The 16108-nt window shown below is 63.1% G+C and carries 15 protein-coding genes; 3 read left to right on the top strand and 12 right to left on the bottom strand.

Annotation, left to right across the window (positions count from 1 at the left end):
* Window positions 1–4: 4 nt before the first annotated feature.
* On the bottom strand, window positions 5–358 hold the full coding sequence (locus HUTA_RS13790; RefSeq protein WP_015790541.1) for a winged helix-turn-helix transcriptional regulator: 354 nt from the start codon (window positions 356–358) through the stop codon (window positions 5–7).
* A gap of 139 nt (window positions 359–497) precedes the next feature.
* Here HUTA_RS13790 and HUTA_RS13785 point away from each other — a divergent pair, with 139 nt between their 5' ends.
* A complete protein-coding gene (locus HUTA_RS13785; protein WP_015790540.1) occupies window positions 498–914 on the top strand; it encodes a DoxX family protein in 417 nt (138 codons plus the stop codon).
* 20 nt (window positions 915–934) lie between these two features.
* On the opposite strand, the gene HUTA_RS13780 is transcribed toward HUTA_RS13785, so the two are convergent.
* The 3 genes from HUTA_RS13780 to HUTA_RS13770 form a co-directional block, all read right to left on the bottom strand.
* Window positions 935–1864: a ring-cleaving dioxygenase gene (locus HUTA_RS13780; protein WP_049941364.1), complete on the bottom strand. Its 930-nt coding sequence runs from the start codon at window positions 1862–1864 to the stop codon at window positions 935–937.
* A 237-nt stretch (window positions 1865–2101) separates the two neighbouring features.
* Window positions 2102–4510, bottom strand: coding sequence for a type II secretion system F family protein (locus HUTA_RS13775; RefSeq protein ID WP_015790538.1), 2409 nt, complete (start codon window positions 4508–4510; stop codon window positions 2102–2104).
* Between the two features lies 1 nt (window position 4511).
* The gene (locus tag HUTA_RS13770) at window positions 4512–6182 is read right to left on the bottom strand and encodes a type II/IV secretion system ATPase subunit (protein WP_015790537.1); all 1671 of its coding nucleotides are present in this window, start codon (window positions 6180–6182) and stop codon (window positions 4512–4514) included.
* 228 nt (window positions 6183–6410) lie between these two features.
* Here HUTA_RS13770 and HUTA_RS13765 point away from each other — a divergent pair, with 228 nt between their 5' ends.
* Together HUTA_RS13765 and HUTA_RS15700 are read left to right on the top strand one after the other, a co-directional pair.
* Window positions 6411–6839, top strand: a complete 429-nt coding sequence (locus tag HUTA_RS13765; protein ID WP_015790536.1) for a DUF5793 family protein — start codon at window positions 6411–6413, stop codon at window positions 6837–6839.
* A gap of 51 nt (window positions 6840–6890) precedes the next feature.
* Window positions 6891–7061, top strand: a complete 171-nt coding sequence (locus HUTA_RS15700; protein WP_015790535.1) for an HEWD family protein — start codon at window positions 6891–6893, stop codon at window positions 7059–7061.
* Between the two features lie 19 nt (window positions 7062–7080).
* Here HUTA_RS15700 and HUTA_RS13760 read toward each other — a convergent pair whose 3' ends face one another.
* The 8 genes from HUTA_RS13760 to HUTA_RS13725 all read right to left on the bottom strand — a co-directional run bounded on the left by HUTA_RS13760 (window position 7081) and on the right by HUTA_RS13725 (window position 15987).
* Window positions 7081–8097, bottom strand: a complete 1017-nt coding sequence (locus HUTA_RS13760; RefSeq protein WP_015790534.1) for a hypothetical protein — start codon at window positions 8095–8097, stop codon at window positions 7081–7083.
* Between the two features lie 141 nt (window positions 8098–8238).
* The gene (locus HUTA_RS13755) at window positions 8239–9309 is read right to left on the bottom strand and encodes a glycosyltransferase family 4 protein (protein WP_015790533.1); all 1071 of its coding nucleotides are present in this window, start codon (window positions 9307–9309) and stop codon (window positions 8239–8241) included.
* A 64-nt stretch (window positions 9310–9373) separates the two neighbouring features.
* Entirely contained in the window at window positions 9374–10267 is an 894-nt protein-coding gene (locus HUTA_RS13750) for a DUF368 domain-containing protein (protein WP_079891734.1), read from the bottom strand.
* A gap of 81 nt (window positions 10268–10348) precedes the next feature.
* A complete protein-coding gene (locus HUTA_RS13745) occupies window positions 10349–13486 on the bottom strand; it encodes an oligosaccharyl transferase, archaeosortase A system-associated (protein ID WP_015790531.1) in 3138 nt (1045 codons plus the stop codon).
* A 175-nt stretch (window positions 13487–13661) separates the two neighbouring features.
* Window positions 13662–14504, bottom strand: coding sequence for a hypothetical protein (locus tag HUTA_RS13740; RefSeq protein WP_015790530.1), 843 nt, complete (start codon window positions 14502–14504; stop codon window positions 13662–13664).
* A 66-nt stretch (window positions 14505–14570) separates the two neighbouring features.
* Window positions 14571–15296, bottom strand: a complete 726-nt coding sequence (locus HUTA_RS13735; RefSeq protein WP_015790529.1) for a ribosome assembly factor SBDS — start codon at window positions 15294–15296, stop codon at window positions 14571–14573.
* 75 nt (window positions 15297–15371) lie between these two features.
* A complete protein-coding gene (locus HUTA_RS13730; RefSeq protein ID WP_015790528.1) occupies window positions 15372–15656 on the bottom strand; it encodes a hypothetical protein in 285 nt (94 codons plus the stop codon).
* A 52-nt stretch (window positions 15657–15708) separates the two neighbouring features.
* Window positions 15709–15987 (bottom strand): ArsR/SmtB family transcription factor, encoded by a 279-nt coding sequence (locus HUTA_RS13725; protein WP_015790527.1) that lies wholly within the window; start codon window positions 15985–15987, stop codon window positions 15709–15711.
* Window positions 15988–16108: the final 121 nt, after the last annotated feature.

Raw genomic sequence — 16108 nt, 5'->3', positions numbered from 1 at the left:
CGAACTACGCCTCGATGCCGTCGATCCACTCGTCTGCCCACGCTTCGAGTTCGTCGAAGACGGGACATAGCGCCTGTCCCCGGTCGGTCAGCGAGTAGTAGGTCGCGATCGGCTTCTCCTCGACGCGGCGGTCGACGAGTCCCGTTTCCTCCAGGTCGTCGAGGACACGCGAGAGTGTCCGCGAGCTCGCGCCCGTCGATCGCTTGAGTTCGTTGAACCGTTGCTCGCCGCCCACGAGTTCGTGGAGGACGATGAGTCGCCACTCCGAACCGATCGCTTCGACCGCTTCGACGACCGGACAGGCCGCGGCGTTTTGCTCCTCGACCGTCTTCTCGTCGGCTACTGTCGTCGGTGACATCGGTGTTACTTGATCACCTTCTTATCGCCGAATTCATAAGTAGGTTCGGATTCGAACTACCTAACGCAATGATACCAGGTTGTGGATCGAAACTCGATCGGCCTCAGACTGCGACCGTCTCACTGGGGGTGCGCGCCTGATGGCGTTCACCGGCACCGAGGGGATCGTACTACTCGCCGGACGGATACTGTTCGGGATTGTGCTTGCGTTCATGGGGCTCAATCACTTCATGCAGCGCGAGCAGATGACAGGCTATGCTGAATACAAGGGACTTCCTGCGCCGGGGTTCTCGGTAATCGCCTCGGGCATCGTGTTGATCGCTGGTGGAGTGGGCGTTCTCGCCGGCGTCTACCCGGTGGTCGGCGCGGTCGCACTCGCCGGGTTCCTCCTGATTTCGGCCGTCACGATGCACGACTTCTGGGCCGTCCCCGAGGAAGACCAGCAAGACGAGATGACGGCGTTTCTGAAGAACTTCGTGATGGCTGGCGGCGCGCTCGTCGTCGCAGCCGCGGGAACCCAGTCGTGGGCCTATAGCGTCGGTATCGGGCTGTTCTGAACCCTTTCAAGCGACGCTTCTCACTCGTCGATCGACAGTGTCGGTAGCCCGGCCTCGATCTCCTCACGGCGGTCCTCGAACCACTCCGGGAGGACGAGTCGCTCGCCCAGTTCCTCGACGTCCTCGTCGACGGTGTAGCCCGGCTCCGCCGTCGCGTACTCGAAGAGCACGCCGCCCGGCGTCCGGGTGTACACCGACTCGAACCATTTTCGATCGACAATCTCGGTCGGGCGAAGCCCGAGACGTTGGAGTTGGTCGCGCCAGTCAGCCTGCGTGTCGCGAGTTACGCGAAAGGCGACGTGGTGGACGGTCCCCGCCCCCGGCTGCCCACGGCCGCGGTCGGGCTCGGCGACGAGGTCGACGACGGCCCCGAGATCGACGGGTGCCTCGTAGCGCGTCCGTTCACCCTCCTCGTCCGTGGCCTCGTACCCCATCTCTTCGAGGAGCCTGACCGTGCTTTCGGTGTCTTCGAGCGAGAGCGCAACCCCATAGAACCCACGGATCGCTCGCTCGGGCGGGACTGATCCGGCGGGCGGGTCGCCTGCCGGCGCGTCCGCGACGCCGACGAGTTCCAGCGGGAGGCCGTCGGGATCACGGAACGGGATCACGGTCTCGCCGAAGCGCTCGCGGGGTTCGTCAGCGTCGACGCCCGCCTCCTCGAGTCGGTCGACCCAGTACTCGACGGCGTCGGCCGGGATCGTGAACGCCGTGGTACTCACCTGGCCGGTCCCAACCTGACCGGGCCGCGCTCCCGGGTACGGGAAGAACGTCATGCTGGTGCCCGGCGAACCCGTGCGGTCGCCGTAGAAGAGGTGATAGACGGACGTGTCGTCCTGGTTGACGCTTTGCTTGACCAGTCGAAGGCCAAGCGTGTCGGTGTAAAACTCGAGGTTCTGCTGGGGATCGCTCGCGATGGCAGTCACGTGATGAATTCCCGGAGTCTCGGTCATGGATATCGATAAGGGTCTCTCGCTCATAGCCGTTCGGCCACCGGCGAAACTGACTCCGGACCGGCGAGCAAACCGAGCGGATTCCGGCGGAAAAACGAGCGGACCCCGGCGAGCAAGACGAGGGCTACCCGGCGGTTCCTGGCAACGGCAGTCGTGGGCAGGCGGGGGCAGTCCCGACCGCGGAACGCTCTGCAAACATGGCCGACCCCCGCGCTACTCACGAGAGACTGACTCGCGTCACGTTTCGACCGGTGTGATGTCTGCGTCGACAGCCACTGGGTCGCCGCCCGTCGCGTAGGGCTGGTCGGTACCGACGGTGAAGCGCCCGTCGCCGTCGCTATCGAGATACGGCACGGCCACGAGCGTGGTCTGGCGCTGTAACGTCTCGTCGAGTTGGACACGGACGTTCGTGTGTTCGCCCGACGGCAGGTAGCCGGTGTGACCAACGATATCGCCATCGGCGGTCCGCTCGTGGATCACGACGAACCCACCTTCAGACGTCGAGACCGAGCCGATCGTGACGCCATCGCCGAGCGTCTCCTGGCTCTGCATCGTCAGCGAGGCCACGGGCGAGGTCGCGACCAGGATCGCGACGTACGCGATCCCGAGCAGTATCGCGGCGTGTTTCGCGCCATCCTTGATGGTACCCTCGCCGAGGAGTCCAGCAACCAATCCCGAGAGGACGGCCTGAATCAACGCGGCGTGCAGAAAAATCAACGTGTAGGCCGGCTTGTTGACCTGCCCGAGGCGGGCGAACGCGCTGACGTCGACGCCCAGGCGATTGGATTCGGGGACCGGGACGTTATCCGGCAGACTCGGGACGAGCACCTCCTCGACGGCGAAGATGATGACCAGAAAGACGAAAAACGAGACGTAGATCACGACCAGGTAGGTGAACATCTGCTGGCGACGTTCCCGCCGGAGTTCGAGATCCGAACGGGCCTGGGAGGACGCGATCCGGAGCACGGGACCCAGGCGACCGCTCGCCCGCATCGCGTGCATGAGAAGGGTGACGACCCGAGCGATCGATGCGGTCCTGACGCGCTGGCCGAAGCGTCGGAGGGCGTCGGGCGAATTGGCACCCATCGAAATGTCCGTCCAGATGCGATCGACCTCGTCAGTCAGCACACCGAGATCCGAGTCACGCACCCGGTCGAGACTTTCGACGAAGGACATCCCCGCCTCGTTGAGACTCGCCAGGCGTTCGAGCAACTCGGGCGTGGCGGCCTCAATCCGATCGATCCGCCGGGAGTAGATCTCACGGACGACGGCGAAGGTCCCGATCAGAAAGAGCGTGGTCTGGACGAGCAGGTCGTCGGCCAGCCTGAGATTGAAGCCGTAGCCCGTGATCGTCCCCGGTGCACGAAGAGCCACCCACACCAGTGCGATCGGAACGGTCAGGTAGAAAATCCGGGTTGGGTTCCAGATGATAGTCTGGGCTGGACGGCGAAGCACGCGCTTGAATCGACTGATTCGGTCGTACAGGGCGAGCTGTGATCGGCCGGCCGACAACCGCCTGAGATGACCCCCATCCGCGGTCGCAGTCGGCGTCTGAGGGGCGTTCTGGTCCGGGGAGCCACCCTCGAGTGCGGCGACGCCACTCTCGCGGGCGACACCGAGTTCCTCGAGTTTCTGGACGAGAAAGACGACGAACAGGGCATTCGACAGCGGAATGATGAGATACGTGAGCAACTGCAGGAAGGGCAGCGTTTCGGTCACCGTCAGCCCGAACACCAGCAGGATCGTGAGCAAAAACAGGACACCGGCCACGAGCGTCGTGACGTACGCCTCGGCAATCGTTGCGAGCAGTTCCAGGACCTCTTCCTGGCGCTGTTCGGCCTCCTCCTGAAGGCGGTCGTACTGGTCTTCGAGGAACGCGGGGATGTGTTGCCCGCTGGCGAGCACGCTCGCGAGGTTCTCGCCGAACGTCCGGAACGTGTCGCTCGGACTCCGGTGGGCCGTGCGCCTGATCGCCGAGATCATGTCCGTCCCGAAGACGTCCATCTCCCGGACGGCGACGCTCACCTCGTCGGCCGCGTCCCCGTAGATTTCCCGGTTGCGTCCGAGTGTCCGCATCACGTCCGGGAACGCGAGCCCACCCCTGGAGAGGGCGTAGGTGAACGCGACCGTCCGAGGGAGCGCTTCGTTGATGCCGCGACGGCGAACCTCGGCGGTCCCTGCCGGGAGTTGCCAGCGTGCCACGTAGGTCACGACCGCCGAAAGCGCTCCGAGCACGACGCCACCGGCGGTCAGGACGATAAACACCTGGTCGGCCGGGAGAACGATCTCGAGATTCCGGTTACCCAGGGCGTCGCCCATGACCGACGGGAGATCCGCGAGGACGGCGGCGATCGTCGGAATGACCACCAGCGCTCCGCCAACGACATAGACCCCGACGACACCGCCGATGAGGGCCGCGAGCGCGGTGTAGAGGTACGTCTTGGCCGCGTATACGCGATAGGTCGTCTCGACGTATGCCGACGCCAGCAGACGCTTGCGGACCGGTGACTCCTCGATGTGCTGGCTGAAATACTGGCGGGCGACACGGGTGAACACTCTGTCGGCATGGGGACTGACGCGGGTCAGCCCAAGCATTCCAGCCAGCGCGAGTGCGCCGATCAGCGGCAGGTATCCCGTGAGACTCATATCACTCCGTGTCCGGCTGCGCCTCGATCGTCGAGAGGACAGCGTCCTTATCGGCGTAGTATCGGTTCACGAACGACGTAAACCGGCGATAGTCCGTGACGTCTTCCTCCAGGAGATAGGCGAGGAAGCGTTCACGATCCTCGAGTTCCCGAAGGAGTTCGGCCTGACTCCAGCCGCGTTCCTCACGGATATCTTCGAGCAGCGAAGAATCACGCTCCGCGTAGCCGTCCGCGGTCGGTTGCCACTCGTAGGCGTTGGCGTAATCGAGTTCGCCCGTTCGCTGGTCGATGCCTTCGATCTCGGCCAGCGTCTTCGCCCGGCGAACCCGCTCGTCGCCCTGACGCGTCAACACCTGGACGGCCAGAATGTCCAGGCTCTGGACCATCGGCCGGGGCACGTTGATCGGCTCGTTCTCCAGGCGATTGATGACCGTCTGGACCGAGTCGGCGTGCATCGTCGAGAACGTCGTGTGGCCCGTGTTCATCGCCTGGAACAGCGTGATCGCTTCCTCGCCACGCACCTCGCCGACCACGATGTACTCCGGACGGTGCCGGAGTGCCGACCGCAGCAGGTCGTACATCGAGATGTCGTCCTCGTCGAAGCGCTCGCGGGTGACCGAGGACAGCCAGTTGTCGTGATACAGCGAGAGTTCCCGCGTGTCCTCGATGGTGAGTACTTTCGCCCGCGGAGGGATGAACATCGAGACCGCGTTCATCGACGTCGTCTTCCCGGCTGCGGTCCCGCCGGCGAACAGCAGCGACTTGTTGTGCTCGATCGCGAGCCAGAGATACGCGAGCATCTCCCGGTTGAAGGTTCCGTACTTGAGGAGGTCGATCGGTGTGAACGGGTCCTCCGCGTACTTCCGGATGGTAAAGGCCGACCCGCGCGGAGTTACTTCCGTCCCCAGGGCGAGTTCGATCCGGGAGCCGTCCGGCAGCGTCGTCGAGACGACGGGATCGGCGACGCTGATATGCCGACCCGACCGCTGGGCGAGTTGAACCACGAGATTTTCGAGTTCGGACTCGTCGTATGTGATGTTCGTCTCGACGTCAGTGTAAGCGTCGTGATAGACGAAGATCGGCAAACTCGCGCCGTCACACGAGATGTCCTCGATCGCAGGATCGTGCATCAGCGGGTCGATCTTGCCGTAGCCCTGGAACTCCCTGAAGAGATAATAGAACAGTCGATGGACCGTCTCGATCCGGACGTCGACGCCGTACTCTTCGAGGCGGTCCCGGAGTTCCGCAAGCAGGGCCCCTTCCGGGTCCTCGTCGACGTCGGCGCGATAGAGCAGCGGATCACGGACGTCCTCGAACAGTCGGTCCAGCAGGTCACGTTCGAAATCGTCGAGTCCGGGTTCGACGACGTGATACCGGTGTTCGTCGCGCTCGGGATCGTAGTTGATCGAGGCGAACGCATACGGGGCGTTGAGCCAGTACCGGTCGATCTCGTCCATCCCCGCAAGCCCGCCGAAATCCGTCAGGTGATCGTGCCTTCGCGGATCGTAGTTCTCGACGGCGACCTGCGATCCGGCGAGGACGCGCGCGACCCGGACGAGCCACTCTTTCGCCGAACCCAGGCGGCCGACCGATTCGTCCGCTTCGGCCGTGCTTGTGGCTGTTCCCGACAGCGTTCCCGCCTCCTGATCAGTACGACGATGGGGTTCAGACATGGTCGGTCACGTGGGGCGCATGCGACACCGGTGCTTGTTGCGGATTGCGAGTCCAGCTACTTAAATCAAGACGCCACAGCGACCCAGTTGCTCCCAGTGGGTGAGCAACACCACAGTCGCGTCCCGAAACCCGCTGGGTGGCCGATCGCTCATGTACCACGGCCAACCGGCTGAAGCTGACGTCGTCGTCACCTTCATGCTATTCCAACACATACCATAATATACCGGATGAAGCGCGAACACTTCAGCCTGACTGCCGTCCGGGCCGGCGAGAAACCCGACGCCCCCGACGTCCCGACGCTTCGGATCACCCACAGCGGGGCCGCTGCCCCGCTTCGTGACCGACTGACAGACGACGATGGGGCGACACTCGAGGGGGACGCAGTCGACGTGGCGTTTCGAAAGCGCGAACAGGAAACCGGCGTATTGAGCATCGCAGACCGTCTCACGGGCGCGTTCATCTGCGAGCTCGAGGCCGACATCGCGGACGTCAAACGTGTCGTCGATGCCGCCGAAGCCACCGACGACCGCTATCGGATCGAACTCGTCGTCGGGGACGAACGGATACGCTTCGAGAAGCAAACCCTACTGGTGTACGACGACACCGGACAGTTGCGTCGATCCTGTAGCCTGATCCCGGGCAGCGTCGAGCTGTGACCGCCTCGGGGACCCGAGACATTCTTGGTGGCGGGTCCCCTCGATCCGTCTATGATTCAAATCGTCCCCCCGAACGAACGTGAATGCGAGCGGTGTGGACGCCTGGAAGTCTGGGACGACGATCGGGGCGTCTGGACCGGGCGCGACGACGGCCAACCCGGTAGCCCGCACTGTCTCCACGAGTGGGACATCAACGGGGCGTACAATCCCGTCGAAGAATGAAGACGACAGTGTCCGCCACCTAGATCGCTGGAATGAGTCCCTGTTCGAAGATACCAGCGGTCGTGAGGACACCGATCGCGAGAGTCGTCACCACGATGGCGATCGCAGGCGGATCGACGTGCGTGTCGGCGTGCGCGTAGAGAACGCGGCCACCGAATTCAGCGAGCAGTGCGCTGGCGAGGCCGAACCCGGCACCGAGGCCGAGCGCGACTTCGATCCCGAACCCTGGCATCGACAACGCGACGATACTGGCCGGAAACGCGATATGGTGGAGGATCGGTAGGCGATCGACGCCCGCGACGGAAAGGCCGAGCAAGACCAGTGTGATACCGAACGCGAGGTAATAGCGCTGGGTAACGTACGTCACGTAAGCAGCGAAAATCCCAACCACCAGCCCCAGGAGTACCGTCTGGAGCCACCGGTGTTGCTGTGGGGCCCACGGCTCGACCGCCAGCCGGGTGCCCTCATCGTCCTCGTGGCCCTCGAGTGCGGTCCGTATCTCGCGACGCTCGTAGGGCGACATGTCGAGAAGCCCGTCCCGAATCGAACCGACGAGCGGATACCCGAAGGCGATACGTGCCAACAGCCCCGAGACGACGACGCTCGCCATGACCGGATCGACCGGCAACGTGAACGTCCGCGCGAGTGCAGCCAGCCAGTAGCCGATCACGCCAAAGGCCCCGCCAGCGAGCAGCGCATCGACCTGTGCGCCGTTCGGTGTGAAGATGTCTTTCGCCCGGTGATAGGGGAACGAGTCGGACTCCTCGTGTCTGCCGAGATATGCCGCGGCCGCGACGCCGCCGGCGAAGGCGACGTGCGGGCCGAGCGCCGGCCCGTAGCCGACCAGCGACGTGAGTTCGAACGCGGCGGGGCTGCCGGTTGCGGCCCCGCTGGCAGCATTGGCGACCTCGCCGACGACGAGTGCCAGCCCCGAGAGCGAAAGCGCCGCCATCCCGCCGATGGCGGCCCCGATCGCGCCGCCGGCGAAAGCGACCACCAGCATCTCGATCGCGAAATACCCCGCCTCAGCGACCATGCTTCCACGCTCCTGTCCGTCGAGTTCCCGGCCGGCCGTCCGAATATCGATCCATGCGTACCCCTGTCTGTGCGGGTGTAGTTAGTAGTACTGTTGGAATCAGACGGACCCAACAGGGACACGCCACGGGGAAAGCGATGATCAGTCTTCGATCGGATCGCGTCCATCGAGGAGTGCCTCGTAGACCGAGACGAGTTCCTCGCCGACGCGATCGAGACTGTGTTCCTCGGCCGTCTCACGGGCGTTCTCCCCCAGGCGCTCCCGGAGTTCGGGATCCTCGGCGAGGCGTTCGACCGCCTCGCGGAACTCGGCGTCCGTCTCGGCTTTCAGACAGTCCTCGCCGTCGGTGAAGAACTCCTCGAAGACCGGGATGTCCCGGATAACCACTGCCTTCTCGGCGGCCATGGCTTCGAGGACGGCGATCCCCTGGTTCTCGGTCTTCGTGGGGAACAGATAGATGTCGCCCGCACCGTAGGCCTCCCGAATGTCGTCGACCCAGCCAGTGAACGTGACGTTCTCCGGCGGGTCCTCTGTCCAGCGCTTCACCGTCTTCGATGCCAGCGGACTCGTACTGTATGGCCCGAACCACGCGAAATCGTAGGGGGTCTGCTGGGCAACTCGACAGAACGTGCTCAATCCTTTGCGCTCGAAAACCTGCCCGACGGCGAAGACGACGACGCCGTCGAGGTCGTGTTTCTCTCTGGCGGAGGCCCGGAACTTCCCGTACCCTTCCAGACTCGCCAGGTCGACGCCGTTTGTCATCGGCCGGATAGGGGCCGAGACGGGGTACGATTCGAGGACGCGGCGCGTGTACTCACTGGGACAGAGCACGAGGTCGGCCTGGGAGTAAAACCACCGGAGATACCAACCAAGCGGCTTCGAAACCAGGTTCGACCCCCGAAAGCTCTCCTGGAAGTCCTCACGGGTGACGTGAGCGTGCAAGATCAGCGGGATATCGTGACGCCTGGCGTGCTTCGCGACGGCGATCGTACCAGGACCGATGAGGTTGGCATGGACAACGTCAAAATCAGCCCACAGCGACCCGTTGCCGAGATTCGTTGCGGCCGCTGTCGCCGGATTTCGCCCGTCCCACGGTGACGTCACCACGTCGACATCCGTCGTTTCGAGCGCGGCGCGCTGCTGGGAGGCGGCGGTGCGAATGCCGCTCGGACCGAGATAGCGTTCGAGTTCGAGATAGTTGAGAACGCGCATACGCTCTGTCAGGCCCAGCGGGGGCAAAACGCTACCGACTCCCGGTTCGGGCCAACAGCGCCCGTCAATACGAAAGCGACCCGGTGTAGTGATCGAGGACGAGGACCGCCCCGGCCCCGACACCCGCCGCAAGCACCGTCAGACCCGTGGTCGTCGGCCCCCAGGCAGCGGTGTTATCCAGGACTTCTTCGACGGGGAGTCGTAGGGCCCCAACCATGAGGCTGACGAGGAAGGTGAGCGTGGCTGCCCGGTAGTTCGCCAGCGCCCATCGGATGACCCGTGCGAACGAGAGCAGGCCGACCATCGCGCCGATGCCGACGACGACGACCGTCGTTCCCAGATCGACCACGAGGCCGAAGGAGGCGTCCCCTGTGACTAACCCGAGCAGACTGTCGACGAAGCGTTTGAGGACGGTCGTCAGATGATCGTACTGCCCGAGCAACAATAGCATGAAGGCACCTGAGATACCGGGCAGAATCATCGCGGTGATCATGATCGCCCCCGTGACGAACAGGATCGGCAGCGCGTGGGACTGGGTCGCGCCAGCGGTCACGCCCGAGACCAGAAACGCCAGGCCAAAGCCGGCTACAGCAGCCCCGATCCGGCCGATCGTCCCGAAGGAAACGTTTTCGTAGAGCACCACCGCCGAGGCAGCGATCAACCCGAAGAAAAAGGCGAAGGTGAGTGCACGGGCTCCGTTCAACGCGGCGTGCATTACCCGCGAGACGAGCACGAGCGCCGTCATGACGCCCGAGCCGAGGACGATCAGAAACGGCACATCCATCGCAAGCAGCCGGCGAACCAGCGCCTGGCGGCCACTCGTCCGGTGGATCCGCAGGAGGTGTCTGGCCGCACGGGGATCGAGCGTGGCGATGGCGCTGATCAGCCGCTCGTAAATGCCAGTGATGAAGGCGATCGTCCCGCCGGAGACGCCCGGAACCGAGTCGGCTGCCCCCATCGCGACGCCCTTGAGATAGATCACTAACCAGGCGCGAACGTCAGTCGACGCAGGCCGGGATTGTTCGGGAGCGGACACGGTTTAGGTTCCAGTGGTGACGGGTCGAACGGTCGAGGAGTCACTGGCGACGACCGGTGCCAGCGAGCCAGATGTGTCCTCCCCGGTCTCGTTCGTCGAGCCGTCGTCCGTCCCGCCCGTGTCGGACCCATCTGTCGTGTTCTGGCCCGTTTCGTTCGTCGAATCACTCGCCGTCGTGTTGATATCCCGTTCGAGCATGACGGATTTCGTCAAGTCGGCCTCGACCACCGAGTCGTCGGTCCCGATGACCTGCTCCTCGGACACTTCGGCGGTGTCGTTGTAGACGTACTGGGTCATCGTCTCGTTGGTCGTCTCCAGTGTCGGCGACGTGGCGAACTCGTAGGAGCCGTTCGCCCGCACGCTGACGTTCGTGTACCCGTCCTCGGTGCTCACCGCGTCGTAGTCCGTCGTCGAGTACGGCAGCGTCATCGTGAACTCGCCGTCCTCGCCGGTCTCGGCGTGCTGGCGGTAGGTGAACGTCTTGTTGGCGTTTGGCATCTCCATCTCGACGGACGCCGTGACGTTCGTGTTGGCCGGACCGGTTCCTTCGACGGTCGCGCCGGGGACGCGCTCGAAGGTCTTCGTCCAGGCGCTGTAGGGCTCCGAAAGGGTTCCACTCAGCAGGGTTCGCCAATTCACACCGGTCTGGTACTGCACCTGCTCATTCTGTAGGTTCCGTTGGACGAGCAGGCCCAAGCCCGGCTGGCTTGCAACAACGGACCCCTGATTCTGCTCGCTCACCTGTACCAGGCGATAGTGCTTGAGTGCGGAGACGGGTTCGCTCGGTATCTTGCCGAGGCCGCCAATCTGGGCCGTCCCGTCCTCAGCAACGTAGGCCTCGGCTTCCTCACGGCTGTTGAACCATCGGAGTGCCTGGGCCGTTCCGTTCTGGTTTCTCGCTGGTACGTTTGCCAGTTCCGTCTCACCGGTTCTTCGGTTGAGAAGCTGTGTTTGCTCCCAGTCGACGACTGGAATCCGACCTCTCGTGTTGATGCCCGGGACGTCAGTCGTCGACGCGGCACTGCCGTGGTAGCGATAGAGCCTGACAGCCATCGACTCGTAGAAGGCCTGTTTCTGAACAGTATACCACTGCTGGAGGACAGAGGGACGACTATCGCCAGCTTGTGCCTGCCCTCTGATCACTCGGTAATACGTCGACGCCGAGACGTTATCCAAGAACGCCGATGGGGCACCGAACTTCCCCCAGCGATAGGATTGGAAGCCTCCGTTGGCCGTGGCCATTTTCCAGTCGACCATCGCGTATTGCGTCGTTGCATCTGACTCGTTTTCACTCACGATTTCCAATGCGTCACCGGCCTGGGATTCGTTCGTTGCCATGAGGAACGCCGCAGCCTCCTCGGCATTGCCCTGGAACGGATTCGCGACCGGGATCCGCTCAGCTTCCTGCGTGATCCAGTGGCCGTAGTCCCACCACGAGATCACGCCGTAGGCACCGTCCGGATACTCGAAGTCATCAGTGCGCTCGTACGTGCCATAGAAGTCAAGCTCGTCTGCGTTGCCGGCCCCACCGTAGTTGCCAACGGCGGGCGTGTTCTCGTTCATCCAGTCGAGACTGCTCTCCCAACCGGCAACGCCTCCGGGATTGTTTTGGCCTGACGTTTCCAGCACGGTTGGGGAGGCGAGAACCATCGGCAAGACGAGTCCGGTAACGACGCCAAGTATGGTCAGCACCTGATACGTTTCGAGGTCACTACTTTCGGAGACCGATCGAAGCCGCTGGAACAGCCATGTGACCACCAGCGCGCTCAGTGTCGCGGCAGGAACGGGGAAGTAAACGGCAAACCGACTTTGCGTGAGTGTGGCAGCAAGCATGAACACAAACCACACCCCGACGAACAGCAACTCCGGTTTGAGTTCGTCGCTGAAATACTGGTGGATGACAGAAATACCGACGCCTGCACCGGCAATGAGTGGAACAGCGCCGTAATACCGCAAGAGTGAATCGATACCCCCTGGTAATGGCGTGACCTCAGCGACAGTGCCGGCTGAATCCGAGTGTGGATTGAACGCGAAACCGACGAACCGGAGAATCTGATCGAAGAAGTACCAGAAGAGGTCCGGCAAGACGAGGACGAACAGGACGACTCCCACACCAAGCCCACCGAAAACCGTTGCCGGATACTGCCAGGCCGACAGCTCACGACGATCCCACTCACGCGCGAGCCAGGCCAGCCCGAGCGACCACGCAGCTCCCGCAAAGGAGAGTCCGGGCTGGGCCAGCGAAAGTTGGACCATGTTGAAATTGACCGCTTGAATAGAGAGTAACGAGAGGACGCCAGCCACAGCGAAAATCGTCGCCGTAACGATCCCGACGTGTTCGGGACTTTCGCCCCGGAGGTAGACGATGGGGAGTTGGATCGTGACGTACACGCCAAGAACCCCGATCAAGAGGATCGCCGGCGGCCAGAGCCACAGATACAGCGCCAGTCCGACGCCACCCACCGCGCCCCACCCCAGCGGACGCCGAAGCGCCCCCCAGTTTCGCTCGGCGAACAGTTCATACACTGGCTTCTCTTCCTGTGCAACGCGAACGGCAATCACGATGCCGAGCACTGCGACCGCCTGAAACAGGGCTTCGGCGACCTGGTGGTCGGCAATCCCAACGAGACTCCGCTGGAGGAGGACGCCGGATGACAGCGCGAGGACGATTGCGGCGATGATGCCACCGAGGCGACCACCCATCCGCTTGCCGAGATAGTACGTCGGCACGATAATAGCCGAGCCGAAGACAACCGGCGAGAACAGCGTGACGAGCCGAATCAGCTCTTCGCTCGGACTCCCCAGGCCGACGATGAGTGCGGCCGTGGCGATCAGTTGATCCATGATCGTCCCGAACTGGCCGACGAACGTGCCGGTTGGGAACTCCGTCCAGGGGTCAAACGGCATCGTCGACGGCCAGTTCGAGACAGTATACGAGATCTGGCGCAGATGATACCACGCGTCGTTGCCACTGAGCAGAATCTTTCCGTCAACGACGAATCGGTTCCACGTTCTGGCCCGGACCCAGAACATGAAGCCAAACAGGCCGGCGATGAGCAACCCATGGCCCCACGTGAAGAGCCATTCGGCGGCACGACTGGCTGATGAATCCTCAGAGACATACTCGTCTAATACACTCATGCGACGGGAACCCTCCGAACGCTCATTAGGCATGGAAACTGCCAACGCGCGCATAAGCCTTATGAAGTTACGAACGATTTGACTCGACGGTCTCAAAGCAGACCGGATCACGGAGAGTTGACAGACACTGCCACGACCGAGTACAAATCGACAGTACGCGCTGTGGCTGGACAGATCAGGACCAGCCTTCCGTCGTCGGCCCGCCCTCGAGCGGGACTTCGTACAGCCGGACGCCACAATCCCCACATGAGACAATCCCAACCCGGACGTCCCCACAACAGCCAGTCACCGTCGCCGCATCGAACGTTGTCTCGGCCGCACACATGGGACAGATCGCGATGTGTCGGCGCAACCCGCCGAGGAGCTGCCCGCGCTCGGCCGTCGAGGCTTCCGGCCAGGCGTCATACTGGTCGGCGAACACCCGGCCAGCGCCGAGATCGGCGAGCAACGCGGCCCGCGAGACCCACCGACCGAACGGACGGGAATCGAGTGAGACCCTGACAGAGCGGTCGGTATCGTCCACCTGTACCACGCCGTCGACGTCAAAGACGTCCCGGACAGCCGAATCAACGGAGGCGATGTCTTCGATCGCGCTTCGCCACGCCTCCGCGAAACTGTCCGTGAGTTCGATGTTCGCAGCGGTATCCGCGGATGTAACCGCGTTCGCCGCCTCGAGGTGGTGTTCGACATCGAGATCACTTTCGGCGCGCCCGCCGTCGATCACAAACGGCTCTTTGCCGAACGCACGGAGCACCCACGGAGGAAAGTACCGTCTGGTGAGCCGTGGCGTCCCCGGAATCAGGTAGCCGCGAAGCCAGATCTGGATGGCTGCAATCCCGAGCATCGCAACCGCGGCGATGGCTGCGTGAGCCGGACGGTAGTTCAGACGCAGCAGACAGATGAACGCCGTATTGGCGATCACGACCGCGATGATAGTGTTGACCAGCGTACACGGCAGACACCGGTTGCTACCGGTGTACTCGGACCGTCGATATCGATCGAGGAAGATGGAATTCATCGCTCTGTCGTTTTCGAGGGCGGTGGTATCGAATCGAGCAAGCCAGAAACTCGAATCGAGAGATAGCTACCGGGTTTTGATGTCGTCTTCGTCCTTGATGATGCGAGTTTCGGCTTCACCACTGGAAACCTCGTTTGCGAGTTCGAAAAAGTCGTTTTGGAGTCCGGCTGGGAACGTCAACACGCCGACCCAGGAGCCGTCGCTTTGCCATTCCTCGCTCTCAAGATCGCCGAACTCCCGGATCTTCGCCTGCCCGCTCCCCGCGTAATCAGGGGGGAGCTGAACCGCGACAGTCACCTCGTCGAACCGAATGGGGATCACCGGTCTGAGTGCATCGAGTGCATCGTCGACCTGGGTTTCGACGGGTTCCATTGGATCGATCTGGAATCCAGCTTCCTCCAGGGCCGACTCGATCCGGTCCGGGGGATGGGGCGCGTCGTCCATCTGGGGATTGACCGCATTCCGGGTGATGCGCTGGACGAGTTCGCGGTGTTTGCGCTCCTGCATCTCCCGGCGCTGGTCGGCGGTGATCTGGATCTCCCCGTCCTGGATGACCTCTGGAATGATCTCTAAGGGTTCGGTCGTCCCGAAAACCTCTTCGAGGGCGTTCTCCGGCGGGCGGTCACCGCGCGAGGCGTTCTCGAAGACGTCCTCGGCGGCGATGACGTCCTCGAGATCACCGTCGAAGTCGTCACGCTTCATCGACAGGGCCGCGTCGGGATCGACCAGTACCTCGAAGCGCTCGCCGTGGGTTTCCAGACGGGCCGTCACAGCCTCGTCAAGGGATATCATATCTTACTCCTGTTCGGGACGGGTAAAAGGTGTTTCCGAACGCACTGCCGGCTGAGAGACGCCGACCGCTCGAACTTACTGCCAGGTGATATACAGCAGCGTCGCGATGGCGAGGGCTTCCAGCACCTGAAGGACCATCATGATCTCGACGGCGAACGGTGGCAATCCCGGCGTCGGATTGAAGTAATACCACAGCGCCAGAACGTTTTCGGCGAGCAAGAACACGGCGAAGACGATCGACCCGAGCGTAAACGTGGATCTGATCTCGCGGTACAGTTGGCCCCACACGGCGATCAGCGCGCTCAACAGGATGATGTTTGTCACCGCTGCCAGCCGTGCGACGTCGAGTACGAGCGTCATCTGTCACCTCCGCCCGGTCGCCATGCCATGCTCCCGTGTCTCTGTCGTTGGTTCATTGTTCCACCTGCGAAATGATGTCCTCGATCGTCTCCCAGTGTCGTCGCGCTCGCTCGCTCGGCAGATAAACCGTCCCATAGCTCTCGTCGGCACTCGTGACGATATCGTTGTCCTCCAGGACGTCGAGATGATGCCTGATCGTGTTGTAGGCCAGGTCGAGATCGTCGGCGAGGCGGTTTGCGTTCCGTGGCCGGTCGTCGAGCGCGCTGAGGATACGGACTCTGTTCGGGCCGCCGCGCGTCCCTGCGAGCGTCTGCCAGAGCACCGCCTCCATACGCCCGTTGGTTCGACGCCACGATAGAATAATCCACCGGTCGCACACCCACAGATCGCCCGACATTGCGGTAACACAGAGCTGTTCCGCCTGAGAGGGCGGTGGTTGCCCGACGGTGCGT

The organism is Halorhabdus utahensis DSM 12940, from assembly GCF_000023945.1.
Classification (GTDB): Archaea; Halobacteriota; Halobacteria; order Halobacteriales; family Haloarculaceae; genus Halorhabdus; species Halorhabdus utahensis.
Note: the sequence above shows the minus strand (reverse complement) of the source record. Positions and strands in the feature narration are given on the sequence as shown.